The organism is Nocardioides sambongensis, from assembly GCF_006494815.1.
Taxonomy (GTDB): Bacteria; Actinomycetota; Actinomycetes; order Propionibacteriales; family Nocardioidaceae; genus Nocardioides; species Nocardioides sambongensis.
Window position 1 is genome coordinate 441,804 of sequence record NZ_CP041091.1, and the last position, 24,312, is coordinate 466,115.

A 24,312-nucleotide genomic window follows, 5' to 3' on the forward strand; every position below is an offset into this window, starting at 1 on the left:
GGCATCAGGAGCACCGCCGCCGAGATGGCCGCCGCGCTGGCCTCCGGCGAGACCAGCTCGGTCGCGCTGACCCAGGCCCACCTGGACCGGATCGCCGCGGTCGACGGCGACGCCGACTCCGGCGTCCACGCCTTCCTGCACGTCGACGCCGAGGGCGCCCTCGCCCAGGCCAGGACCTCCGACGAGCGCCGCGCCGCCGGCAACGCCCGGCACGCGCTGGACGGGGTGCCGATCGCGGTCAAGGACGTGCTCACCACCACCGGCCTGCCGACCACCTGCGGATCGAAGATCCTCGAGGGCTGGATCCCGCCCTACGACGCGACCGTGGTCCGCCGGATCAAGGACGCCGGCCTGCCGATCCTCGGCAAGACCAACATGGACGAGTTCGCGATGGGCTCCTCGACGGAGCACTCGGCCTACGGACCGACCCGGAACCCGTGGGACCAGACCCGGATCCCCGGCGGCTCCGGCGGCGGCTCGGCGGCCGCGGTCGCCGCGTTCGAGGCACCGCTGGCGCTCGGCACCGACACCGGCGGCTCGATCCGCCAGCCCGGCGCGGTCACCGGCACCGTCGGCGTGAAGCCGACCTACGGCGGCGTCTCCCGCTACGGCCTGGTCGCGATGGCCAACAGCCTCGACCAGGTCGGTCCGGTCACCCGGACCGTGCTGGACTCCGCGCTGCTGCACGACCTGATCGGTGGGCACGACCCGCTCGACTCCACCTCGGTCGACACCCCCGTCGGTGGCCTCGTCGCGGCCGCGGAGCAGGGAGCTGCCGGCGACCTCACCGGACTCCGGGTCGGCGTGATCACCGAGCTGTCGGGGGAGGGCTGGCAGCCCGGCGTGATGGCCCGGTTCAACGAGACCGTCGAGCTGCTCACCCGGGCCGGCGCCGAGGTCGTCGAGGTCTCCTGCCCGAACTTCGTGCACGCGCTCGCGGCCTACTACCTGCTGATGCCGGCCGAGGCCTCCTCCAACCTCGCCAAGTTCGACGCGATGCGCTACGGACTGCGGGTGACGCCGGAGGGCTCGCCGAGCGCCGAGGACGTGATGAAGGCGACCCGCGACGCCGGCTTCGGCGACGAGGTCAAGCGGCGGATCATCATCGGCACCTACGCGCTGTCCAGCGGCTACTACGACGCCTACTACGGACAGGCCCAGAAGGTGCGGACGCTGATCAGCCGGGACTTCGCCGCCGCCTACGAGCAGGTCGACGTGCTGGTCTCGCCGACCTCGCCCACCACCGCCTTCCCGCTCGGGGAGAAGCTCGACGACCCGCTGGCGATGTACCTCAACGACCTCGCCACGATCCCGGCCAACCTCGCCGGCGTCCCCGGCATCTCGGTGCCCGCCGGCCTCGCCGACGAGGACGGGCTCCCGGTGGGCTTCCAGGCGCTGGCCCCGGCGCTCGCCGACGACCGGCTCTACCGCGTGGGGGCCGCCGCGGAGGCGGCCGTCACCGCCGCCCTGGGCGGACCCATCCTGAACGAACTGCCGGAGGTGCTGGCGTGAGCGCGAACGACATCCTGGTCGACTTCGACGAGGTCGTGGCGTCGTACGACCCGGCGCTGGGGCTCGAGGTCCACGTCGAGCTCAGCACCGCCACGAAGATGTTCTGCGGCTGCCCGACGACCTTCGGCGGCGAGCCGAACACCCAGGTCTGCCCGACCTGCCTGGGGCTGCCCGGCGCGATGCCCGTGGTCAACGGGAAGGCCGTGGAGGCCGCGATCCGGATCGGCCTCGCACTCAACTGCGAGATCGCCGAGTGGTGCCGCTTCGCCCGGAAGAACTACTTCTACCCGGACATGCCGAAGAACTTCCAGACCTCCCAGTACGACGAGCCGATCGCCTTCGAGGGCTACCTCGACGTCGATGTCGACGGCGAGACCTTCCGGGTCGGCATCGAGCGGGCGCACATGGAGGAGGACACCGGCAAGTCCACCCACGTCGGCGGCGCCACCGGCCGGATCCACGGCGCGGAGTACTCGCTGGTCGACTACAACCGTGCCGGCATCCCCCTGATCGAGATCGTCACCAAGCCGATCGTCGGTGCCGGGGCGAAGGCGCCCGCGGTGGCCCGTGCCTACGTCTCCCAGCTGCGGGACCTGATCGTCGCGCTCGGTGTCTCCGACGCCCGGATGGACCAGGGCTCGATCCGCGCCGACGTGAACCTCTCGCTGGCGCCGAAGGGCTCGGACGTGCTCGGCACCCGCACCGAGACCAAGAACGTGAACTCGCTGCGCTCGGTGGAGCGGGCGGTGCGCTTCGAGATGTCGCGTCACGCGGGCGTGCTCGACGCCGGGCAGAAGATCTTCCAGGAGACCCGTCACTTCCACGAGGCCGACGGGACCACCTCCTCCGGACGGGCGAAGTCCGACGCCGAGGACTACCGCTACTTCCCCGAGCCCGACCTGGTGCCGGTGGCGCCGAGTCGCGCGTGGGTCGAGGAGCTGCGCGGCACGCTGCCGGAGAACCCCGCCCAGAAGCGCTCCCGGCTGCAGGCCGAGTGGGGCTACTCGGACCTGGAGATGCGGGACACCGTCGGGGCCGGCGCGCTCGACCTGGTGGCGGAGACCGTCGCCGCCGGTGCCAGCCCGCAGGCGGCCCGCAAGTGGTGGCTCTCCGAGCTCGCCCGGCGCGCCAACGACGCCGGTGTGGAGCTCACCGAGGTCGGTGTGTCGCCGGCCCAGGTCGCCGCGGTGCAGCAGCTCGTCGACGCCAAGACGATCAACGACAAGCTGGCTCGGCAGGTCTTCGACGGCCTGGTCGCCGGCGAGGGCACCCCGGAGGAGATCGTCGCCGCCCGCGGGCTGGCCGTGGTCTCCGACGACGGGGCCCTCTCCGCGGCCGTGGACAAGGCGATCGCGGACAACCCGGACGTCGCCGAGAAGATCCGCGGCGGCAAGGCGGCCGCGGCCGGTGCCCTGATCGGCGCGGTGATGAAGGAGATGCGCGGCCAGGCCGATGCCGGCCGGGTGCGCGAGCTGATCATCGAGAAGCTGAGCTGAGCCTGGACCCGGGCTGAGCCTGGACCGGGGCTGAGCCTGGACCCGGGCGGACGAGGTGAGCGTGGGGCGGTGCGGCCCCGGGGGTCGCCACGGCGACCACCTGTGACGCACCGCATCGCCCCCGACCACCCGTGCACCCCCGCCGTGGCGGCGATCCGGCCGATGGCGGCGTAGGATGCGCCCCGAATCATTCATCACGCCCGTGGTGGGGGAAGCCGGTCCGAGTCCGGCGCTGACCCGCAACCGTAGGCCGCTGGAGAGCGGCGAGCCGGAGCACCTGTCACGGGACGTCCTGACGCAGACGCTGTCGTGGAACGCAGCGGGTCGGCCCGGTGCCTCCCGCCGTATCGCAGCGGGAAGGAACCCATGCCATCGAACCGGACCCGTCGTGCCGGAGCGCTCGGGGTCGCCGCCGTCGCCCTGCTCGGCGCGCTGACCGCCTGCGGCGACGACGCCGACAGCGGCAGCGCCGACCCGGCCGACGCCAGCACCTCCGCCGACGCCACCACCGACCTCGGAGGCGACGCGGCGCTGGCCGCGGCCGACTGGTTCGCCGGGCAGCTCGAGGACGGCCTCCTGGTCAACGAGGAGTACTCGACGGCCGACTACGGCGGCACCGTCGACGCGATCTACTCGTTCGAGGAGGTCGGCGCCGATGCCGACGACGTCACCGCGATGACCGACGCGGTCCTCGCCGCGGGCAAGGAGTACGTCGCGCCCGGCAAGGACATCTGGGCCGGCAACGCCGGCAAGCTGGTCAGCCTGGCCGTCGACCACGACGCCGATCCGACCGACCTCGACGGCTTCGACGCGCTGGGCACCCTGGAGGACCGGGTGGACGAGTCCGGGCGCACCAGCGACAAGAGCTCCTACGGCGACTTCGCCAACTCACTGGGCCAGGCCTGGGCCGTACGCGGGCTGGACGCCGCCGGCTCCACCGAGCGCGACGCCGCCCTCGACTTCCTGCTGCTGCAGCAGTGCTCGGACGGGTACTTCCGGCAGGACTTCTCGCCGGCGAAGGCGAAGGACCAGTCCTGCGACACGGGCAAGGGTGAGCCGTCGGTCGACGCGACCGCGCTGGCCGTGGTGCTGCTCAGCGATCTGGCCGAGCCGACCGCCGACCTGACCGGGGCACTGGAGCGGGCGAGCGCCTACCTGGTCCAGGAGCAGGCCGAGGACGGGTCCCTGATCGGCAGCGCCGAGCTGCCCGCCAACGCCAACAGCACCGGGCTCGCCGCCCGGGCCCTGCTCGTCGCGGGCGAGGACGAGGCCGCGGCGAACGCGGCCGCCTGGGTCTACGCCCACCAGCTCCCCGACGGCTGCGACGGTGACCTGGCCGCCGCCGCCGGTGCGATCGGGTACGACGACGCGGCACTCACCCTCGCCGGGACGGACGGGATCACCGCCAAGACCTCCTACCAGTGGCGGCTGGCCACCGCGCAGGCGCTGCCCGCGCTGGCCACCACCCCGGAGGGCACCGAGCCCGCCGCCTGCCCTGCGGGCTGAGCCCATGGCCGGAGTCCGCTCCGTCTCCCGGGGCAGCCGCGCGGTGGTGGTCCTGCTGACCGGGCTGCTGCTGGTCGGCACCGGCGCCACGGCGGCCCCGGCCGGGGCGACCTCGACCTCGACCTCGAGCGCGTCCGCTCCGCTCTGCGACGGGGTCGCGGTCCTGGTCGACGCGGGCGGGCTGGGCGGCGCGGACACGGTGGCCTGCGTGGCCGAGACCGGTGCTGCGGCCGCCTTCGACGCCGCCGGCGTGGGCCTGGAGTTCCTGCCGCAGCAGCCGGGCTTCGTGTGCCGGGTCGCCGGGCGCCCCGCCGAGGGGCCCTGCTTCGACGGTGACGCGTACTGGAGCCTGTGGTGGTCCGACGGGAGTCACGGGTGGACCTATGCGACGCTCGGGGTGACCGCGCTGGAGATCCCGGCCGGGGGAGCGGTGGCCTTCGCCTGGCACCAGGGTGAGGGCAGCGCCTCGGCACCGGACCTGGCGGTCCCGGAGCTGCGTGAGAGCGCGGGCACGACCCCCGGCACCGGCGCCAGCACCGGCGCCGGTGAGGCCGAAGGCGCTGGTGCCGCGGACGGCTCCGCCGAGGTCACGGCCTCCGCGTCGTCCTCCCCGGACGACACGGCCGCGGCCGCCGACGGCAGCGGCCTCTCCGTCTGGGTGGTCGCGCTGCTCGTCGGCCTGGTGCTGCTCGCCGCACTGGTGCCGATCGTGCGCAGGCGGAGCGGATGAGGGTGCCGCGCGACCTGCACCCCGTCGCCTGGTGGATCTGGGCAGTCGGGCTGGCCGTGGGTGCCTCCAGCACCACCAACCCGATCCTGCTCGGCATCCTGATCGGAGCGGCCTGCCTGACCGTCTCCACCTGCCGCTCCGACCAGCCCTGGGCACGCTCGTTCCGCCTCTACCTGGCGCTCGCCGCGGTGGTCGTCGTGGTCCGCGTGCTCTTCCGGATCCTGCTCGGCGGCGACGTCCCGGGCGAGGTGATCCTGGAGCTGCCGACCATCGGCCTGCCGGCCGCCGTCGCCGGCATCGACCTGCTCGGCCCGTTCACCCGGGAGGAGCTGCTGGCCGCCCTCTACGAGGGACTGCGGCTGGCCACCCTGCTGATCGCGGTCGGTGCCGCCAACGCGCTGGCCAACCCCAAGCGGCTGATGAAGTCGCTGCCGCCGGCCCTCTACGAGATCGGCACCGCGATGACGGTGGCGATCTGCATCGTGCCCCAGCTGGCCGACAGCGCCCGCCGGGTGCGGGCGGCACAGCTGCTGCGCGGCGGCCCGAGCGGCCGGTTCCGCCGGGTGCGTGGGCTGCGCCGGCTGTTGGTGCCCGTGCTCGAGGACGCCTTCGACCGGTCGCTGGCGCTCGCCGCCGGGATGGACGCTCGTGGCTACGGGCGGGTCGGCGACGTCGACCCGCGGCGTCGGCGTACCACCGGCGCGCTGATGATCGTCGGCCTGATCGGGGTCTGCGTCGGGGTCTACGGGTTGCTGGACCACACCGCACCGCGCCTGCTGACCCTGCCGATGCTGTCGGCCGGGCTGGTGGCGGCCGGTGCCGGCTTCCTCAGCGCGGGTGGCCGGGTGCGGCGTACCCGTTACCGGCCCGACCGCTGGGAGCTGCCCGAGCTGCTCGTCGCCACCTCCGGCGTGGTCAGCGGCGCCGGGCTGTGGGCCGTCCAGCGCTGGCAGCCGCTGGTGGCCGATCCCGGCGTCCTGGCACCCCCGACGGTCAGTCTCGGCGCTCTGGTCACCGCCCTGGTCGCGGTCGCGCCGGTCTGGTGCGCGCCGCCGCCGCTGCGCGCGGTAGACCCGGTCCCGCCCCGACCCAGGACCGCGACGCGGAGCGGCCGAAGGTGGGGGCCCGATGATCGAGCTGCGCGACATCACCTTCTGCTACGCCGACGCCGGCACGCCGGTGCTGGCCGACGTCGACCTCACCATCGAGCCGGGGGAGCTGATGGTGCTGGCCGGACCCACCGGCGTCGGCAAGTCCACCCTGCTCGGCGTGGTCGCCGGCCTGGTGCCGACCTTCAGCGGCGGCACCCTGCGCGGCGACGTGCTGTTCGACGGGCGCAGCGTGATCGACCTGCCGGCGCGCGAGCGCGCCGACGTGGTCGGCTACGTGGGGCAGAACCCGCCGTCGTGGTTCGTCACCGACACCGTCGAGGAGGAGCTCGCGTTCGGGATGGAGCAGCTCGGCCTGCCGCCGGCCACCATGCGCCGCCGGGTGGAGGAGACGCTCGACCTGCTCGGCATCGCCGACCTGCGCCACCGCGACCTGCGCACCCTCTCCGGCGGCCAGCAGCAGCGGGTGGCGATCGGCTCGGTGCTGACCGCCCACCCCCGCCTGCTGGTCCTCGACGAGCCGACCTCCGCACTGGACCCGACGGCCGCCGAGGACGTGCTGGCCACCATCACCCGGCTGGTGCACGACGTCGGCCTCTCGGTCCTGGTCGCCGAGCACCGGCTGGAGCGGGTGGTCCCGTTCGCGGACCGGATGGCGTTGCTCACCGCCGCCGACGGAGCGGGACGGCTCCGGGTCGGGGACCCGGCCGAGGTGCTCCGCGACGCGCCGATCGCACCACCCCTGGTGGAGCTCGGCCGGCTCGCCGGCTGGCAGCCGCTGCCGCTCTCGGTCCGCGACGCCCGCCGGCGCGCCGGGACGCTCAAGGAGCGCCTGGGGGCGGCGCCCGCGCCCGCCGCACCGCCCGCGACCACCCCGTCGTCGAGGTACGACGCCTCGCGGTCACCCACGGCCGGACCGCCGCACTGCGCGACGTCGACCTCACCCTGTCCCGGGCACGGTCACCGCGCTGATGGGCCGCAACGGCGCCGGCAAGTCGACCCTGATGTGGACCATCCAGGGCCGTCACCCGGCGGCGGTCGGCTCGGTCCGGGTCGCCGGCCGGGACCCGGCGGGGCAACGTCCCGAAGCCCGCCGGCGGCAGGTCGGCCTGGTGCCGCAGAGCCCGGCGGACCTGCTCTACCTGGAGACCGTCGCCGAGGAGTGTGCGGCCGCCGACCTCTCCGCGGAGGCCGCGGCGGGCACCTGTCGTGCCCTGCTGGAGCGGTTGGCGCCGGCCATCGACGACGAGCAGCACCCGCGTGACCTCAGCGAGGGCCAGCGGCTGGCGCTGGCGGTGGCGATCGTGCTCACCGCCCGCCCGCCGGTGCTGCTGCTGGACGAGCCGACCCGCGGCCTGGACTATCCGGCCAAGCACGCCCTGGCCGAGGTGCTGCGCGACCTGGCCGCCGAGCCGGGTGCGGAGCGGGCCGTGCTGGTGGCCACCCACGACGTCGAGTTCGTCGCCCAGGTCGCCGACCGGTTGGTGGTGGTCGCCGACGGCGAGGTCGTCTCGGACGCACCGGTGGCACGCGGGGTGACCGAGTCCCCGGCCTTCGCCCCGCAGGTCACCAAGGTGCTCGGCTCCGGCTGGCTGACCGTGGCCCAGGTGGCGGCGGCGCTGCCGCCGGGTGCGCCGTGAACGGCGAGCGGCGGGTCGCCGTACCAGTGGGCCTGCGGTCGGCGGCCGTGCTGGGGCTGGCGTCGGTCACCGGCCTGGTGATGATCTTCTGGCCGCTGCTGCTCGAGGTGGATCCGGTCGGCGACCAGCGGGTCGACCCGCCGTTCCTGTTCCTGCTGCTGCTCCCGGTGATCCTGGCCGTCGTGCTCGCCGAGCTCGGCGAGGGCGGGATGGATGCCCGGGTGCTGGCGGTGCTGGGCGTGCTCTCCGCCATCAACGCGGTGCTCCGGCTGGTCAGCGCGGGCACCGCCGGGCTGGAGCTGGTCTTCTTCCTGCTGATCCTCGGCGGTCGGGTGTTCGGAGCGGGGTTCGGCTTCGTGCTGGGCTGCACCTCCCTGTTCGCCTCGGCGCTGCTGACCGCGGGGGTCGGCCCGTGGCTGCCGTTCCAGATGCTGGTGGCGGCCTGGGTGGGGATGGGGGCGGGACTGTTGCCGCGCTCGGTGCGCGGACGGCGTGAGATCGTGATGCTCGTCGTCTACGGGATCCTCGCCGCCTACGGCTACGGCCTGCTGATGAACATGTGGGGCTGGCCGTTCATCGCCGGGATCGCGGTGCCCGGCCAGGACACCTCCGAGCTCGCCTACGTCCCCGGCGCCCCGGTGGCGGAGAACCTGCACCACTTCCTGATCTACACCCTGCTCACCTCGACCGCCGGGTGGGACACCGGGCGGGCGCTGACCAACGCGCTGGCGATCGCCGTGCTCGGCCCGGCGGTGCTCACCACGCTGCGTCGCGCGGCCCGCAAGGCCCGGGTGGTGCGCACCCAGGCGTGACCCAGCGGTGACCGGCGCGCGACCGGCACGCGGTCGGCGCCGGCGGATCAGGGCTCGACCAGCAGGATCCGGTCGTCCTCCGGGCCCGGCTCGCCGCGGCCGTCGGTGTTGCTCGTGGCCAGCCAGAGGCGGCCGTCCGGGGCCAGCGCGACCGTCCGCAGCCGTCCGTACTCGCCACCGCGCCGACCGGCGAAGTACGGCGTCGGGTCGCTGGCCACGCCGTCGGCGACCCTCACCCGCCAGAGCCGCTCTCCGCGGAGCGCCGCCATCCACAGATAGCCGCCGACGAAGGCCAGACCGGACGGCGACGCGGCCGCCGGCGACCAGGCCAGGGCGGGCTGCTCCAGCGTCGGCGGTCCGGCGCGCCCCTCCGCCATCGGCCAGCCGTAGTTGCCGCCCGGGACGATCCGGTTGAGCTCGTCGGCCACGTCGTCGCCGAGCTCGGAGGCCCACAGCTGACCGGCTCCGTCGAAGGCGAGGCCCTGCACGTTGCGGTGCCCCCTGGACCACACCGGGGTGCCGAACGGGTTCCCGGGCGCCGGATCGCCCTCGGTGGTGATCCGCAGGATCTTGCCGGCCAGGGAGCCCTTGTCCTGGGCGAGGTCGCCGGCGCCGGTCTCGCCGGTGGACACGTAGAGGTGGCCGTCCGGGCCGAACTCCAGGCGTCCGCCGTCGTGCAGCGCGCCGGCAGGGATGCCGGTCAGCACCGGCTTCGGCGCGGTCATCCGGTCCTCGGCCACCGTCACCCGCACCACGCGGTTGTCCGTGCGGGAGGTCAGGTAGAGGTAGAGCCGGGCGTCGGTGCCGAAGGTCGGCGAGACCGCGACGCCGAGCAACCCGCCCTCCCCGCGGGGTGCCACCCCGGGGACGGTGCCGAGCTCGGTGACCGTGGCCTCGGCCTCGGAGCCCGGCTCGGCCGGCGCCACCAGCAGCACCCGCGCGGTCTCGCGCTCGGTCACCACCGCTCGCCCGTCGGGCAGGAAGTCCAGGCCCCACGGGGTGTCCAGCCCGGAGACGACCGTGCCGACCACGTCGGGGATGCCGTCGAAGGTGAACATCCCCTCCGACCCGTCCTCGGCTGACGGGACGGCGGTCAGGTCCTCGGAGACGGTGACCGTGCTCTCGTTGCCGCCCTGGCCGCACCCGGCGGCCAGCACCGCGGTGCCGAGCAGCAGTGCCAGCGACCGTCGGGCGGGTCGCCGCATCAGCCCACCTTCGCCAGGAAGTCCAGGAGCAGGTCGTGCACCTCGTCGGGGCGCTCGAGCTGGAGGAAGTGGCTGCCGCGCAGCTCGACGAAGTCGGCGTCGGCCATCCGGGCCGCGGCCGTCGCCATGTCCCGGGCGCCGGCCAGCACGTCGTACCGGGCCGCGACGAAGCGGGCGGGCACGGTCAGCGAGCTGAGCGAGACCCGGGCGTGCCGCGACGTGCTCAGCGCGAGGTGGGCGTACCAGTCCACCGGGGTGGTCAGGAACTCCCCGATCCCGCGGATCGCGGCCTCGCGCTCGAGCGGGCCGAACATGAACCCGGTGCGTCCCAGCGCACCGATCAGCCGCGGGCCGACGGGCACCCGGCGGGTCACCGGGGTCAGCGCCCGGCCGACGTACTTGCCGGCGCGGCACACGTTGACGGTCAGGCTGCGGGCCACCGGGCGGGGGAGGCGCAACGGAGCGAGCATCGTGGCGAAGGTGTCGCCGGGCACCCCGCACATCGCGAAGAGACCGGCCACCCGCTCGGGGTTGCGGTAGGTGAGCTCGAACATCGTGTTGACGCCCATCGACCAGCCCATCAGCACCGCCCGGTCGATGCCGAAGTGGTCCATCACCGAGAGAGCGTCCTCGACGAAGTGCTCGATCTGCACGTGGCGTCGGTCCCGCGGACGGTCCGAGCCGCCCACGCCGCGGTGGTTCCAGGAGATCACCCGGACGCCGCACCCGGGCTCGAGCAGCCGTGGCCACAGGTGGTGGTTGGTGCCGAGGCCGTTGCACAGCACCACGGTCGGCCCGTCGATCAGGCCGTCCGGGTCGTTGGTCCAGGCCCGCACCGTGGTGCCGTCGTCGGAGAGGATGTCGTGGAAGGAGACCGCGGTGGACTCGCTCTCGCGGGCTGAGGTCGACATGGCGCCGATTGTGCCCGAGCCGTCGCCGCGTCGTGCCGGCATCTCGCGACCTCGCGCGACACACCGGGGGCACCCGGACAGCGATCTGCCGGACGCGGATCGCTAGCGTGCTCGTCCATGAGGCACCCGTCGTGAGCACGCGGTGGGGAGCGGTCGTGCGTGGCCTGCGCTACCGGCGCGGCCAGACGGTGGTCACCCTGCTGGTGATCGCGGTGCTGGCCGCGATCGCCGCGTCGGCGCCCTGGTACGCCCGGATGACCCGCGACCAGACGACGGTGCGAGCCTTCGACGTCGGTGCTCCGGCGTCGACCCTGCGCATCGACTCGAGTGCCACGTCCGTGCCCGACGACCTGGTGCCCGACGACCCGATGATCATCGATCCGGTGCCCAGCCGCGAGGCGGCGGTGGTCTGGGCTCCGCCCGACATCGCCAAGCCCGGCGAGGGACTGCTGCTGAGCCGTGCCGGGGTCTGTGACCACCTGCGCTTCGTCGACGGCGGCTGCCCGGCCGGAGCCGGCGAGATCGCCGTGTCCAGCGCCGATCAGGCGCAGTGGGGCCTCGACGTCGGCGCCGCGGTGCCGTTCGCCCCCTCCACCGGCTCCGGGGCCGGGGGGTCGCTGGAGGTCGTCGGCATCTACCAGGTGGTCGACGGCGAGGATCCCTACTGGTACGGCCTGGTCCCCGACGGCCGCTCCGGCTGGCGCGACCTGGAGATCCCGGTCGCGGACAAGTTCGTCACCGACCCGGCCACCTGGCGCGACCTCCCCGACATCGGCGCGCAGAGCCACCTCGACCTTCGCGTCGACGCCACCCGCATCGACTCCGACGACCTGCCACACCTCCAGCAGCTGTACGACGACCTCGACGCCGCCGTGGTCAGCTCGGGCGAGGAGTCGCTGACCAGCGCGATCCCCGACACCATCGACGAGCTCGAGCACGGTTTCGACGTCGCGGGCCGCGGGATCGCCCTCACGGTCGGTCAGCTCATCGCGGTCGGGCTGGTCAGCCTGGTGCTCGCCGCGCTGCTCGGCGTGCGCGCGCTGCGCCGCGAGCTCGGGCTGCGGCGGCTGCGTGGCAGCTCACCGGCCCGGCTCGGCCGCGCCGCCGGTCTGGAGTGGCTCGTCGTCGCGGTGCCCGGCACGCTGGCGGGCTTCCTCGGGGCCGCCGTGTTCGCGCTCTCCGTGCGCGCCACCTGGCTGGACCAGGCGCGGGTGCTCTGGCCGCCCTGGGGGGCAGTGGCGGCCGCGGCCGCCGTCCCGGTCGTGGGCGTCCTGCTCGTCGCCCTCCTCACCGACCGGGCGGCCCGAGCCCCGATCCCGAGCCTGCTGCGGGCCACCGACGCACGCGCGTCGACCGGCCGCGTCGGCCTGCTGGTGCTCGACGTACTGCTCCTGGTCGTCGTCGGCTGCTCGATCCTGGTCGCGCTGACCTCCACCGAGTCCACCCCCATCGTGCTGCTCGCGCCGGCCCTGCTGGCGGTCGGTGGGGGCGTGCTGGTGTGCCGGGTGCTGGTGCTGCTGATCGGTCGGCTCGGCCCGCACCGGCTGGTCCGCCGGCCCGCGCTCGGCCTCGGTCTGCTCGAGATCGCCCGCGGGGACGGGCTGCGGGGGATCGTCGTCGTCTCGGCCGTGGCCACCGCGCTCCTGGTGCTGACCACGCAGGCCGCCCTGATCGGCAACGACAACCGCAACCACCGTGCCGACGTCGAGACCGGCGCGGCCACCGTCTACCGCACCACCGCCGACGCCGGCCAGGTGCAGCGGGTGCTCGACGAGATCGACCCGGAGCGCCGGCGGGCCACCGCGGTGGCCACCGTCGGCCGCCCCGCCGACAGCTACCGCATCCTCTACGTCGAGCCGGACGCCTTCCGCCGCATCGCCTACGGCGCCACCGAGGCCGCCGACGCCGCCCAGTGGGCGGCGATCACCGCCCCCGCGGGCCGCCCGACCACGCTCACCGGCGACCGGCTACGGGTGCGGATGACCGGACCGGTCGAGGCGGACGCGTCGATGCAGGTCGGCGTCACCGTGCTCGACGCGACCGGGGAGGCCGAGTCGCTGGTGGTCGGGCAGGCGCGACCCGGCGTACCGGGCACCCAGGCGCTGGAGACGGCGATCGACTGCGCCGAGGAGTGTCGCCTGGTGTCGATCCGGCTCGACCCCGAGGGGGACACGACGTTCCGCGGCTCGCTCGCGGTCGACGCGGGCGCGGGCGGCGAGTGGACCCCGGTCGGCCTCGACCCCGACGGGTGGCGGGCGACGGGCGTCGACTTCGACGGCTACCGGCTCGGGATCACCGCCGGTCAGCCGGTCGGAGTGCTCGACCTCGACCTGGCGACCGGTGGTTTGCCGGTCGCGGTGCAGTCGACCTACCTGGCCTCCAGCCTGCCGGTCCTCGTCTCGGAGCGGATGCAGGCAACGGTGGAGGACGGCCGCGAGGTGCACACCCCCGGCACGGCGCTGCTTCCGGTCGAGGTGCGCGGGAGCCTGCACGACGCGACGCCGCGACTCCTGGAGGACGCGCTGTTGAGCGACCTCGCGACCGCGACCCGGTACGGCGACGCCCGCACCGACTCGACCTCCGAGGTCTCGCTCTGGTTCGCCGCAGGTGCCGACGACGACGCGTTCGTCGCGGAGCTGGAACGGCGCGGTGTGCGGCTGACCGAGCTGGGTGACGCCGCCGAGGCGCGGTCGGTCTACGCGGACTCCTCCGAGGCGCTGGCCAATCGGCTGAACCCGGTCGCCGCGGTGCTCGTGGCGCTGCTGGCGGCCGCTGCCCTCGGGCTCACCCTGGCCGGTGGCTGGCGCCGTCGCCGCGACGACGCGGAGGCGCTCGACCTGGCCGGCGTGCCGCGCCGGGTGTGGCTGCGCGCCAGCAGGGTCGCGCTGCTGCTCCCGGTCCTCGCCGGGGTGGCCGTCGGCGCCGTGGCCGGCGCGGTCGGGACGTCGTTCGCCGTGCGCCGGGTGCCGATCTTCGCCACGGCCGAGCCGGCGGTCCACCTGCAGCTGGACCTGCACCGGGCCGCGCTCGTCGCCGCCGTCGCGGTCGCGCTGCTGGTGCTGCTGGGCGTGGCCGCGGCCGCGGGACGATCCATCGCCGCCGGGCGGAGGGGGGAGCGATGAGCGGTCCGACCGTCGAGCACGGCGGTGGCGAGCACCCCGGGGTCGCCGTCGCGGCGCACGCCGTCGTCCACATCTACCGCACCGAGGGCCACGACGTGGCGGCACTGTCCGGCGTGACGCTGACGGTGCCGGCGGGAGAGGTGGTGGCGCTGCTGGGCCCGTCGGGCTCCGGGAAGTCGACCCTGCTGCAGCTGTGTGCCGGTCTGCTCCGCCCGGCCGCCGGCCGGCTCACCGTCGGTGGCGAGGACCTGGCCCGCCTCTCGCCCGCCGAGCTCGACGAGTTCCGCCGGGTCACGCTGGGCATGGTGCTGCAGGGTGCCGACACCAACGTCGTGCCGTACCTGACCTGCGCCGACAACGTGCGATTCGCCCGTCCCGGGCTGAGCGCGACGCAGGTCTCCGAGGCGCTCGCCCTGGTGGGTCTGGCCGGGTACGACGACCGGGAGGTGACCACCTTCGGCCCCGGTGACCTGCAGCTGCTCGCCCTCGCCGGGGCCGTCGCCCACCGGCCCCGGCTGCTGCTCGCCGACGAGCCGACCAGCAAGCTCGACCACGCCTCGCGCGACATCGTGACGGAGGCGATCTTCCGGATCAACGCCGAGCTCGGCACCACCGTGCTGCTGGTGACCCACGACCCGGTGGTCGCCGCCCGGATGCCTCGCACGGTGACCATCCGCGACGGCCGGATCGGTGCGGAGGGCCGCTCCGGTGAGGAGTTCGCCGTGGTCAGCGCCGACGGCTCCCTGCCGCTGCCGCCGGACCTGCTGGCCGACCTGCCGCCGGGCACCCTGCTGCGGGTGCTGCCCGAACCCGACGGGGTGCGACTCGTCAGAGCGGAGGACGACGATGCTGCGACTGACTGATCTCGCCGTCAGCCACGGCGGCCGGGCCGCGCTCGCGCCGCTGTCGCTGGAGGTGCCGTCGGGGCGGCTGGTCGCCGTCACCGGGCCCTCGGGGTCGGGCAAGACCTCGTTGCTGCTCGCCATCGCGGGGCGGATCCCGGCCCGCGGCGAGGTCACCCTGGACGGCCGGCCGCTGCGACCGAGCGACGTCGCGCTGGTGCCGCAGGGCAACCACCTTGCCCGGGTGCTCACCGCGCTGGAGAACATCGCGCTGCCGCTGGCGGCGACCGGAGGCGCCGACCCGGTCGGGCTCGCCGACGCGGCCCTGCACACCGTGGGGCTCGGTGAGAGCGGCAACCACCTGGTCGAGGAGCTCTCCGGCGGCCAGCAGCAACGGGTGGCCGTGGCGCGAGCGCTCGCCCGCTCTGCCGACGTACTGTTGGCCGACGACTGCACCAGCGACCTCGACGGCGCGAACCGGGAGAAGGTGCTGGCCGCGCTGCGCGCCGAGGCCCGCCGCGGCGCGCACGTGCTGTGCGCGACCAACGACCTCGACGCCGCCGACGAGTGCGACGAGCACCTGGCGCTCGACGAGGGCGTGGTCAGCCGGGTGCGCTGACCCGCCCGTCGGTTGGTCCAGTCTCAGGTCGGCGGGATCTCCGCCTGCACCGGCTGCCGGGTGGCACGGGTCGCGCCGATGCTCGCCACCACCACGCAGCCGATCGCGGCCCACTGCAGACCGTGCAGCTCCTCGCCGACGACGATCAGCCCGGCGAGGGCCGCCGCGGCCGGCTCCAGGCTCATCAGCACGCCGAAGGTGGCCGGCGGCAGCCGGCGCAGAGCGACCAGCTCGGCGCTGTAGGGCACCACCGAGCTGAGCAGGCCGACGGCGGCGCCGACCAGCAGGATCCGGGGGTCGATGAGCTCCCCGGTGTCGGTCAGCGCCAACCCGGGCGAGAGCAGGCAGACCGCCACCAGGCTGGCGACCGCGAGGCCGTCGAGCCCCTCCCACCGGCGTCCGGTGTGCGCGCTGAGCAGGATGTAGCCGGCCCAGGCGGCGCCGGCGAGCAGCGCGAAGGCGACGCCGACGGGGTCGAGGGTGCTGCGCTCCGCGCCCAGCAGGACCACGCCGAGCGCGGCCAGGCCCACCCAGGCGAGGTCCCGGGCCCGGCGGAAGCCGACGGCGGCGAGCAGCAGCGGTCCGATGAACTCGATGGTCACCGCGACGCCGATCGGGATCCGGGAGAAGGACTGGTAGATGGCCCAGTTCATCAGGCCGAGGGTGGCGCCGAAGCCGATCGCGGTGAGCCAGTCGGCGCGGCTGCGGCCCCGCCAGCGTGGCCGAGCGATCAGCAGTAGCACGACGGTGCTGGTCGCCAGCCGCAGCCACACGATGCCGGTCGGTGAGACCTCGTCGAAGAGCGTCTTCGCGAATCCCGCGCCGAGCTGCACCGACGCGATCCCGACCATCACCAGCGCCACAGCCACGCCGAGCGAGGGGACGCCGTGGCGCTGCTCGGTGGGGACGTGCACCGGATCAATCTAGAAGGCGGGCGATGAGTTCGGGTCGCCGCGTCGGTCGATACCGGTCAGGGACTACCTGTGCGAGTCTGGGCCCACCGCAGCGCCCGGAGGAAAAGAGGCAGAGCGATGACCACCATCCTCATGGTCGGCACCCGCAAGGGGTTGTGGATCGGACGGTCCGAGGACCGGGAGACCTGGGACTTCACCGGGCCCCACCACGACATGGAGGAGGTCTACTCCTGCCTGGTCGACACCCGACCGACCGCCTCAGGAGGACCGCCCCGGCTGCTCGCCGGGGCCTCGTCGAGCTGGCTCGGCCCGCAGGTGCGCTGGTCCGACGACCTGGGCGCGACCTGGCAGGAGACCCCGGGCGGCGGCATCCGCTTCCCGGACGGTGCCGGCGCCACCGTCGAGCGGGTCTGGCAGCTGGTGCCCGGTGTCGAGGACGGCGTGGTCTGGGCCGGCACCGAGCCGGGCGCGGTCTGGCGCTCCGCCGACGGCGGTGCCAGCTTCGCCCTGGTCGAGGGCCTGTGGAACCACCCGCACCGCGCCGAGTGGGGCGCGGGCTTCGGTGGCCAGGCGTTCCACACCATCCTCCCGCACCCCGACGCCCCGGAGTCGATGACGGTCGCGATCTCCACCGGCGGCGTCTACCGGACCACCGACGGCGGGGCGTCCTGGTCGCCGCGCAACGCTGGCATCCGCGCCGACTTCCTGCCCGAGGACCAGCAGTACCCCGAGTTCGGGCAGTGCGTGCACAAGGTCGCCCGGCACCCGGCGCGACCGGCGCGCCTCTTCGCCCAGAACCACGGCGGCGTCTACCGCTCCGACGACGAGGGTGGTGCGTGGACCTCGATCGGCGACACCCTGCCCAGCGACTTCGGGTTCCCCGTGGTTGTCCACCCGCACCGGCCCGACACCCTCTACGTCTTCCCGCTGGCCGGTGGTGGGGAGGGCCGGTACCCACCCGAGGGCCGGGCCCGGGTGTGGTCCTCCGACGACGCCGGCGCCTCCTGGACGTCGTACGACGCCGGGCTGCCCGAGTCGTTCTTCGTCGGCGTGATGCGCGACGGGATGTGCATCGACGCGGACGATCCGGCAGGGGTGTACCTCGGCGCCCGCAACGGCACGGTCTGGGCCTCGGCCGACGACGGACGCAGCTGGCGCCAGGTCGTGGCGAACCTCCCGGACGTGATGGCGCTGAAGGTGGGCAGCTACTGACCGCGCCGGGACCGGTCCGGCACCCCTGCCGAGGAGAGGCGCCGCGGCTACGCTGGCCGGCATGAGCGACAGCCCCGAGATCGACATCAAGCCCCGCTCGCGCGACGTCACCGACGGACTGGAACGGGCCGCCGCCCGCGGGATGCTGCGCGCGGTCGGGATGGGGGACGACGACTTCGCCAAGCCGCAGATCGGGGTCGCCTCCAGCTGGAACGAGATCACCCCGTGCAACCTCTCCCTCGACCGGCTGGCCAAGGCCGTCAAGAACGGGGTGCACGCCGCCGGCGGCTATCCGTTGGAGTTCGGCACGATCTCGGTCTCCGACGGGATCTCGATGGGTCACGAGGGGATGCACTTCTCGCTGGTCTCCCGCGAGGTGATCGCGGACTCGGTGGAGGTCGTGATGAACGCCGAGCGGCTGGACGGCTCGGTGCTGCTGGCCGGCTGCGACAAGTCGCTGCCCGGGATGATGATGGCGGCCGCCCGCCTCGACCTGGCCAGCGTCTTCCTCTACGCCGGCTCGATCATGCCGGGCAACGTGGACGGCCGCGACGTCACGATCATCGACGCCTTCGAGGCGGTCGGTGCCTGCCTCGCGGGTCGGATCAGCCGCGACGAGGTCGACCGCATCGAGCGGGCCATCTGCCCCGGCGAGGGCGCCTGCGGCGGCATGTACACCGCGAACACGATGGCCGCCGTGGGGGAGGCGCTGGGCATGTCGCTGCCCGGCTCGGCGGCCCCGCCCGCCGTCGACCGGCGCCGTGACGGGTTCGCGCACAAGTCCGGCGAGGCCGTGGTCGAGATGCTCCGCCGGGGCATCACCGCGCGCCAGATCATGACCAAGGAGGCGTTCGAGAACGCGATCACCGTGGTGATGGCGCTCGGCGGCTCCACCAACGCCGTGCTGCACCTGCTGGCGATCGCCCGCGAGGCCGAGGTCGACCTCACCCTGGACGACTTCAACCGGATCGGTGACCGGGTGCCGCACCTGGCCGACCTCAAGCCGTTCGGCAAGTACGTGATGAACGACGTCGACAAGATCGGCGGCATCCCGGTGGTGATGAAGGCCCTCCTCGACGCGGGCCTGTTGCACGGCGACTGCCTCACCGTCACCGGACGGACCATGGCCGAGAACCTCGCCGAGATCGCTCCACCCGACCTCGACGACGACGTGATCCACAAGCTCGACCGGCCGATCCACGCCACCGGCGGCCTCACCATCCTCAAGGGCTCTCTCGCGCCGGAGGGCGCGGTGGTGAAGTCGGCCGGCTTCGACGAGTCGGTCTTCCGTGGCACCGCCCGGGTCTTCGACGGCGAGCGGGCCGCGATGGACGCGCTCGAGGCCGGCGGGATCGGTGCCGGCGACGTGGTGGTCATCCGGTACGAGGGCCCCAAGGGTGGGCCCGGGATGCGGGAGATGCTGGCCATCACCGGGGCGATCAAGGGCGCCGGCCTGGGCAAGGACGTGCTGCTCGTCACCGACGGGCGGTTCTCCGGCGGCACCACCGGCCTGTGCGTGGGGCACATCGCCCCGGAGGCGGTCGACGGCGGGCCGATCGCTTTCGTCCGGGACGGCGACCCGATCGTGCTGGACGTGCAGAACCGGACGCTCGACGTGGAGATGGACGACCTGGAGGAGCGCCGGACCGGCTGGTCGCCGCGGCCGCCGAAGTACACCCGGGGCGTCCTCGGCAAGTACGCGGCCACCGTCGGGTCGGCCGCGCACGGCGCCGTCACCGGCTGATCCGGGGCCGCTGCGGGACCGTTCCGGTCGAGGTGTCCAGCGCGGGGCCGACGGCGGGCGGAGGCCCCGCGCGGGCGTAGCCTTGCGTCATGCCCATCCTTCGTTCTGCGACGTCCACCCAGGGGCGCAACATGGCGGGCGCTCGGGCCCTGTGGCGCGCGACCGGCATGACCGACTCCGACTTCGGCAAGCCGATCGTGGCGGTCGCCAACTCCTTCACCGAGTTCGTGCCCGGCCATGTGCACCTGCGCAACATGGGCAAGCTCGTCGCCGACTCCGTCAAGGACGCCGGCGGCGTCGCCAAGGAGTTCAACACGATCGCCGTCGACGACGGCATCGCGATGGGCCACGGCGGGATGCTCTACTCGCTGCCCAGCCGCGAGCTGATCGCCGACGCGGTGGAGTACATGGTCAACGCGCACTGCGCCGACGCCCTGGTCTGCATCTCCAACTGCGACAAGATCACCCCCGGGATGCTGATCGCCGCGCTGCGGCTCAACATCCCCACCGTCTTCGTCTCCGGCGGCCCGATGGAGGCCGGCAAGACCGTCGCCATCGAGGGCATCGTGCACGAGAAGCTCGACCTGGTCGACGCGATGGTCGCCTCCGCCAACGAGGCCGTCACCGACGAGCAGCTCGACACCATCGAGCGCTCTGCCTGCCCCACCTGCGGCTCCTGCTCGGGCATGTTCACCGCCAACTCGATGAACTGCCTCACCGAGGCGATCGGGCTCTCCCTGCCCGGCAACGGCTCCACGCTGGCCACCCACGCCGCCCGCAAGGACCTCTTCCTCGAGGCCGGTCGGCTGATCGTCCAGATCGCGAAGGAGTACTACGAGAACGACGACAGCTCGGTCCTGCCTCGGGAGATCGCCAATCGCTCCGCCTTCGAGAACGCGGTCGCCCTCGACGTCGCCATGGGTGGCTCGACCAACACCGTGCTGCACCTGCTGGCCGCCGCCCGCGAGGCCGAGCTCGAGTTCAGCGTGCACGACATCGATGCCATCTCGCGTCGCGTGCCCTGCCTGTCCAAGGTCGCGCCGAACAGCCCGAAGTACCACATGGAGGACGTGCACCGCGCCGGCGGCATCCCCGCCCTGCTGGGCGAGCTGCACCGCGGCGGCGTGCTCAAGACCGACGTCCGTGCCGTCCATGCCCCCGACCTCGACACCTGGCTGGGGAGTGGGACATCCGCGCCGCGGCCCCGAGCGCGGCGGCGCAGCAGCTCTTCCACGCCGCCCCCGGGGGCGTGCGTACGACGGAGGCGTTCTCCACCGACAACCTCTGGGCCAGCCTGGACACCGACGCCGCCGAGGGCTGCATCCGCGACCTCGAGCACGCCTACTCCGCCGACGGCGGACTGGCCATCCTGAGCGGCAACATCGCTCCCGACGGCTGCGTGGTGAAGACCGCGGGCGTCCCGGACGAGTGCCTGACCTTCCGGGGCGAGGCGATCGTCTTCGAGTCCCAGGACGACGCGGTCCAGGGCATCCTGGACAAGAGTGTCGGCGAGAGACACGTCGTGGTGATCCGCTACGAGGGCCCCAAGGGAGGCCCCGGCATGCAGGAGATGCTCTACCCGACCTCGTTCCTCAAGGGCCGTGGGCTGGGGCAGAAGTGCGCGCTGATCACCGACGGCCGGTTCTCCGGCGGCACCAGCGGACTCTCCATCGGGCACATCTCGCCCGAAGCCGCCGGCGGTGGCCTGATCGCGCTGATCGAGGACGGCGACCCGATCTGGATCGACATCCCCAACCGGCGGATCGAGCTCGAGGTCGATGACATGGTGCTCGACGAGCGCCGGGTCGCCCAGGAGAAGCGCGAGCGGCCGTTCACCCCGGTCGACCGGCAGCGCCCGGTCTCCGCGGCGCTGCGCGCGTACGCCTCGATGGCCACCGCGGCCTCCGACGGCGCCTACCGTCGCGTGCCCGAGTGACCCCGCGCGCCCGAGGGGTGGACGGCCCCACCGGCGCGTTCCTGGCCTACCTCACCATCCTCGCGGTGGTGCTGGTGGCGTTCGGCGCGCGGCTCTCCGACGCCCGCGAGCCCGGTACGACGACCGCCGCGGACGTCGTACCGCAGGTGGCGGTGAGCGTGGTCCCCAGCGTGGTCGGCGCGGTCGCGACCGACCCCGCCGAGACGACCGGTGCGCAGCGGGAGCGGACCGAGGGCCGCCGGGCCGAGCAGGCCGAGCGGGCCCCACGCTGGCAGCGGGAGCCGGTGTTCACCCCACGCCGGATGCTGGTCGCCTACTACGGGACCGCCGGGAGCGGCGCGCTCGGCGTGCTGGGCGAGGGGACCCCGGAGCGGGCGCACCGGCGGCTGGCGCGTGCTGCCGCGGCCTTCGAACGGGGCGGGCAGGAGGTCCAGCCGGTCTACGAGCTGATCGTCACGGTGGCCGACGCGCACCCCGGCCGGGACGGCGACTACAACCACGACATCGCCCGAGCCGACGTCGCCCGCTACCTCGCCGCCGCGCGGCGACAGGGCGCCCGGGTGGTGCTGGACCTGCAGACCGGCCGGGCCGACTTCGGCGACGTCGCCCGGCGCTGGGAGTGGGCGCTGCGCCGGCCGCACGTGGACCTGGCACTCGACCCGGAGTGGCGGATGGGGCCCCGGGAGGTGCCCGGCCAGGTGGTCGGTGCGGTGCGTGCCGCCGAGGTCAACCGGGTCTCGGACTGGCTCTCCGCGCTCGTGGTCCGCCACGACCTGCCCGAGAAGCTCCTCGTGGTGCACCAGTTCCGGACCACCATGCTGCCGGACATCGAGAAGATCCGGGACCGCGACGGGCTCGCCCTGGTGCAGCACGTCGACGGGTTCGGCACGCCGGGTCAGAAGCGGGCCACCTTCGACGCGGTCGCCCACCCGCGCACGTTCCGGATGGGGTTCAAGCTGTTCTACGACGAGGACGTGCGGCTGATGGGCCCCCGCGCGGTGCACGCGATCGACCCGAGGGTCCGGTTCGTCTCCTACCAGTGATGTCCGCGGCGGGAGACCACCCCGGCCGCGCCGCCGCCACGCCGGGTCGGCTCGGCGACCGCCGTCATCCGCCCGTGCCGGCCGAACTCGATCCCGGTCGCGGCGCCGATCTCGGCGGCGGAGGTGAAGGCGTCGCCGGCCGGCACCAGGGTGTGGCCGTAGCCCGACAGCGCGTCCTCCCAGGCGTCGATGAACGCCGGCTCACTGGTCACCGCGGCGGTGTTGCGCTGGCTGGCGCGCGGCGCGGCGAGCGCCTCGCTGATCGGCATGCCCAGGTCGATCCGGTTGACCAGTGTCTGCAGCACCGTGGTGATGATCGTGGAACCGCCCGGCGAGCCGAGGGCGAGGAACGGCTCGCCGTCCTCGAGCACGATCGTCGGTGACATCGACGACCGCGGCCGCTTGCCCGCCTCGGGCGCGTTGGGGTCGGCGGCCGACCAGGTGGCGGAGAAGTCGGTGAGCTCGTTGTTGAGCAGGAAGCCGCGGCCGGGGACCACGATGCCGGAGCCGCCGGTCTGCTCGATGGTCAGCGTGTAGGAGACCACGTTGCCCCATCGGTCGGCGGTGGTGAGGTGGGTGGTGGAGACCCCGTTGTCCTCCCAGGCGCGGGCGTCGCCGGCACCGTCGTCGCAGACGCCGTCGTAGTCGGTCACGTCGCCGGCCGGCACCGGCTTGGTGAGCGCGGCACCCGGGTCGATCCGGCAGGCCCGCTCCGCGGCGAAGGTGTCGCTGAGCAGGTCGTCGGTGGGTACGTCGACGTACGCCGGGTCGCCCACGTAGGCCCCGCGGTCGGCGAAGGCGAGCGCGGAGGCCTCCAGGTAGTGGTGCAGCACGTCGACCTCGTCCATCGTCGAGGTGTCGGACTGCTCGAGGATGTTCAGCGCCTCGCCGACCGTGGTGCCGCCGGAGGAGGAGGGTGCCATCCCGTAGACCTCGTAGCCCCGGTAGCCGACCCGGGTCGGCGCGCGGTCGATCGTCCGGTAGCCGGCGAGGTCCGCGGTGGTCATCGTGCCCGGCGGCACCGGGAGCTCGTTCTCGGCGGTGGTGGGCGGGTCGGTGACCGCGTCGACGATGTCCTCGGCCACCGGGCCCGTGTAGAGCGCGCCGACGCCTCGGCGCGCGAGCAGGCGGTAGGTGGCGGCGAGGTCGGGCTGGCGGAACCGGGTGCCGACCTGCGGTGCGTCTCCGTCGGGCAGGAACTGCTCGCTGGTCGAGGTGAACGCGGCGAACCGCTCGGCGTTGTCCAGCGTCTGGCTGCGGAAGGTCTCGTCGACCACGAAGCCGCGCTGCGCCAGCCGGGTGCCGGGGCGCAGCGCGGAGCGCAGCCCGATGCTGCCCCAGCGCCGCAGCGCGCGGTCCCAGGTGGCGGCGGTGCCGGGCACCCCGACAGCGACCCCACTGGTCACCCGCTCGGGGGAGAACGGGTACGGCGCGCCGGTCTCCTGATCGATGAACGAGTCCCGCTGGAAGCCGGCCGGCGCCGTCTCGCGGCCGTCGATCGTCGCGACCCGGCCGGTCCGGGAGGAGTAGTGCACGAAGTAGCCACCCCCGCCGACCCCGGCGGAGTAGGGCTCGGTGACGCCGAGCGCGGCGGCGGCCGCGACCGCGGCGTCCGTGGCGTTGCCGCCCCGGCGCAGCACCTCCAGGCCGGCGGCCGTGGCGTCGGCGTCCACCGTGCTGACCGCGCCGCCGTACCCGACCGCGACGGGCTGTTTCGCCGGCGTGCCCCCGTGACCGCCGCCCGGATGTCCGTGACCGCCGCCCGGATGTCCGTGGCCGCCGCCCGGATGTCCGTGGTGGCCGCCGGGGTGTCCTCGCTCGCCGGCGTGGGCCGGCGGCGCCGCCGGCGCGACCAGCCCGGCGAGGAGAAGACCCGTGGCCGCGAGGCCGGTCAGACGGAGTCGAGTGTGCATGTGAACCTCCCGAGACGACTCGCTCCCCACCCTGCACCCGTCGACG

Annotated in this window: 16 protein-coding genes, 3 pseudogenes and 1 riboswitch; of the genes and pseudogenes, 15 read left to right on the forward strand and 4 right to left on the reverse strand. The window is 74.0% G+C overall.

What is annotated here, in order from left to right; translation table 11 throughout:
- Positions 1-24 precede the first annotated feature (24 nt).
- The 8 genes and pseudogenes from gatA (at position 25) to FIV43_RS02080 (ending at position 8,805) form a co-directional block, all read left to right on the forward strand.
- Positions 25-1,512 (forward strand): Asp-tRNA(Asn)/Glu-tRNA(Gln) amidotransferase subunit GatA, encoded by a 1,488-nt coding sequence (gene gatA / locus FIV43_RS02050; RefSeq protein WP_407938879.1) that lies wholly within the window; start codon positions 25-27, stop codon positions 1,510-1,512.
- Positions 1,509-3,008, forward strand: a complete 1,500-nt coding sequence (gatB, locus tag FIV43_RS02055; protein WP_141012782.1) for an Asp-tRNA(Asn)/Glu-tRNA(Gln) amidotransferase subunit GatB — start codon at positions 1,509-1,511, stop codon at positions 3,006-3,008. The genes gatA and gatB overlap by 4 nt, the downstream gene beginning before the upstream one ends.
- Positions 3,009-3,194: 186 nt before the next feature.
- A riboswitch (cobalamin riboswitch) is annotated at positions 3,195-3,307 on the forward strand.
- Between the two features lie 67 nt (positions 3,308-3,374).
- Positions 3,375-4,514 (forward strand): prenyltransferase/squalene oxidase repeat-containing protein, encoded by a 1,140-nt coding sequence (locus FIV43_RS02060; protein WP_141012783.1) that lies wholly within the window; start codon positions 3,375-3,377, stop codon positions 4,512-4,514.
- A gap of 4 nt (positions 4,515-4,518) precedes the next feature.
- The gene (locus tag FIV43_RS02065) at positions 4,519-5,244 is read left to right on the forward strand and encodes a hypothetical protein (RefSeq protein WP_141012784.1); all 726 of its coding nucleotides are present in this window, start codon (positions 4,519-4,521) and stop codon (positions 5,242-5,244) included.
- Positions 5,241-5,843: pseudogene (locus FIV43_RS21835) on the forward strand (CbiQ family ECF transporter T component); the annotation flags it as partial. The gene FIV43_RS02065 and the pseudogene FIV43_RS21835, both read left to right, overlap by 4 nt.
- Before the next feature lie 622 nt (positions 5,844-6,465).
- Positions 6,466-6,822 (forward strand): annotated as a pseudogene (locus FIV43_RS23415) (ABC transporter ATP-binding protein); the annotation flags it as partial.
- Positions 6,823-7,357: 535 nt separating this feature from the next.
- Positions 7,358-7,993: an ATP-binding cassette domain-containing protein gene (locus FIV43_RS23420; protein ID WP_331251041.1), complete on the forward strand. Its 636-nt coding sequence runs from the start codon at positions 7,358-7,360 to the stop codon at positions 7,991-7,993.
- Positions 7,990-8,805: an ECF transporter S component gene (locus FIV43_RS02080; RefSeq protein ID WP_231123627.1), complete on the forward strand. Its 816-nt coding sequence runs from the start codon at positions 7,990-7,992 to the stop codon at positions 8,803-8,805. Before FIV43_RS23420 ends, FIV43_RS02080 begins: the two co-directional genes overlap by 4 nt.
- 47 nt (positions 8,806-8,852) lie before the next feature.
- Here FIV43_RS02080 and FIV43_RS02085 read toward each other — a convergent pair whose 3' ends face one another.
- Together FIV43_RS02085 and FIV43_RS02090 are read right to left on the reverse strand one after the other, a co-directional pair.
- Positions 8,853-10,010 (reverse strand): PQQ-dependent sugar dehydrogenase, encoded by a 1,158-nt coding sequence (locus FIV43_RS02085; protein WP_141012785.1) that lies wholly within the window; start codon positions 10,008-10,010, stop codon positions 8,853-8,855.
- Positions 10,010-10,921, reverse strand: coding sequence for an alpha/beta fold hydrolase (locus tag FIV43_RS02090; protein WP_141012786.1), 912 nt, complete (start codon positions 10,919-10,921; stop codon positions 10,010-10,012). The genes FIV43_RS02085 and FIV43_RS02090 overlap by 1 nt, the downstream gene beginning before the upstream one ends.
- A 131-nt stretch (positions 10,922-11,052) precedes the next feature.
- Here FIV43_RS02090 and FIV43_RS02095 point away from each other — a divergent pair, with 131 nt between their 5' ends.
- Genes FIV43_RS02095 through FIV43_RS02105 form a run of 3 tightly spaced genes read left to right on the forward strand, consistent with a single transcriptional unit; the run spans position 11,053 to position 15,504 of the window.
- Complete coding sequence (locus FIV43_RS02095; protein WP_141012787.1) at positions 11,053-14,043, forward strand: FtsX-like permease family protein; 2,991 nt, start codon at positions 11,053-11,055, stop codon at positions 14,041-14,043.
- Positions 14,040-14,906: an ABC transporter ATP-binding protein gene (locus FIV43_RS02100; protein WP_141012788.1), complete on the forward strand. Its 867-nt coding sequence runs from the start codon at positions 14,040-14,042 to the stop codon at positions 14,904-14,906. Before FIV43_RS02095 ends, FIV43_RS02100 begins: the two co-directional genes overlap by 4 nt.
- Complete coding sequence (locus FIV43_RS02105) at positions 14,890-15,504, forward strand: ABC transporter ATP-binding protein (RefSeq protein ID WP_141012789.1); 615 nt, start codon at positions 14,890-14,892, stop codon at positions 15,502-15,504. Before FIV43_RS02100 ends, FIV43_RS02105 begins: the two co-directional genes overlap by 17 nt.
- A gap of 23 nt (positions 15,505-15,527) precedes the next feature.
- On the opposite strand, the gene FIV43_RS02110 is transcribed toward FIV43_RS02105, so the two are convergent.
- On the reverse strand, positions 15,528-16,418 hold the full coding sequence (locus tag FIV43_RS02110; protein WP_231123628.1) for an EamA family transporter: 891 nt from the start codon (positions 16,416-16,418) through the stop codon (positions 15,528-15,530).
- Between the two features lie 117 nt (positions 16,419-16,535).
- Here FIV43_RS02110 and FIV43_RS02115 point away from each other — a divergent pair, with 117 nt between their 5' ends.
- From FIV43_RS02115 to FIV43_RS02135, 4 genes and pseudogenes are all read left to right on the forward strand, one after another.
- Positions 16,536-17,630 (forward strand): WD40/YVTN/BNR-like repeat-containing protein, encoded by a 1,095-nt coding sequence (locus tag FIV43_RS02115; RefSeq protein WP_141012790.1) that lies wholly within the window; start codon positions 16,536-16,538, stop codon positions 17,628-17,630.
- 61 nt (positions 17,631-17,691) lie between these two features.
- Entirely contained in the window at positions 17,692-19,374 is a 1,683-nt protein-coding gene (ilvD, locus tag FIV43_RS02120; RefSeq protein WP_141012791.1) for a dihydroxy-acid dehydratase, read from the forward strand.
- An 89-nt stretch (positions 19,375-19,463) separates the two neighbouring features.
- Positions 19,464-21,310, forward strand: a pseudogene (ilvD, locus tag FIV43_RS02125) (dihydroxy-acid dehydratase).
- Positions 21,307-22,353: a hypothetical protein gene (locus FIV43_RS02135; protein ID WP_181407648.1), complete on the forward strand. Its 1,047-nt coding sequence runs from the start codon at positions 21,307-21,309 to the stop codon at positions 22,351-22,353. Before ilvD (FIV43_RS02125) ends, FIV43_RS02135 begins: the two are co-directional and overlap by 4 nt.
- Here FIV43_RS02135 and ggt read toward each other — a convergent pair.
- Entirely contained in the window at positions 22,344-24,266 is a 1,923-nt protein-coding gene (ggt, locus tag FIV43_RS02140) for a gamma-glutamyltransferase (RefSeq protein ID WP_196780945.1), read from the reverse strand. The two genes, FIV43_RS02135 and ggt, sit on opposite strands and share 10 nt — an antisense overlap.
- Positions 24,267-24,312 lie beyond the last annotated feature (46 nt).

Excerpts from the sequence above, each read along its gene's own strand:
- FIV43_RS23420 (WP_331251041.1), top strand. The coding sequence starts at position 7,358 with ATGTGGACCATCCAGGGCCGTCACCCGGCGGCGGTCGGCTCGGTCCGG.
- FIV43_RS02060 (WP_141012783.1), top strand. The coding sequence starts at position 3,375 with ATGCCATCGAACCGGACCCGTCGTGCCGGAGCGCTCGGGGTCGCCGCC.
- ilvD (WP_141012791.1), top strand. The coding sequence starts at position 17,692 with ATGAGCGACAGCCCCGAGATCGACATCAAGCCCCGCTCGCGCGACGTC.
- FIV43_RS02100 (WP_141012788.1), top strand. The coding sequence starts at position 14,040 with ATGAGCGGTCCGACCGTCGAGCACGGCGGTGGCGAGCACCCCGGGGTC.
- FIV43_RS02090 (WP_141012786.1), bottom strand. The coding sequence starts at position 10,921 with ATGTCGACCTCAGCCCGCGAGAGCGAGTCCACCGCGGTCTCCTTCCAC.
- FIV43_RS02085 (WP_141012785.1), bottom strand. The coding sequence starts at position 10,010 with ATGCGGCGACCCGCCCGACGGTCGCTGGCACTGCTGCTCGGCACCGCG.
- ggt (WP_196780945.1), bottom strand. The coding sequence starts at position 24,266 with ATGCACACTCGACTCCGTCTGACCGGCCTCGCGGCCACGGGTCTTCTC.
- FIV43_RS02105 (WP_141012789.1), top strand. The coding sequence starts at position 14,890 with ATGCTGCGACTGACTGATCTCGCCGTCAGCCACGGCGGCCGGGCCGCG.
- FIV43_RS02065 (WP_141012784.1), top strand. The coding sequence starts at position 4,519 with ATGGCCGGAGTCCGCTCCGTCTCCCGGGGCAGCCGCGCGGTGGTGGTC.
- gatA (WP_407938879.1), top strand. The coding sequence starts at position 25 with ATGGCCGCCGCGCTGGCCTCCGGCGAGACCAGCTCGGTCGCGCTGACC.
- FIV43_RS02115 (WP_141012790.1), top strand. The coding sequence starts at position 16,536 with ATGACCACCATCCTCATGGTCGGCACCCGCAAGGGGTTGTGGATCGGA.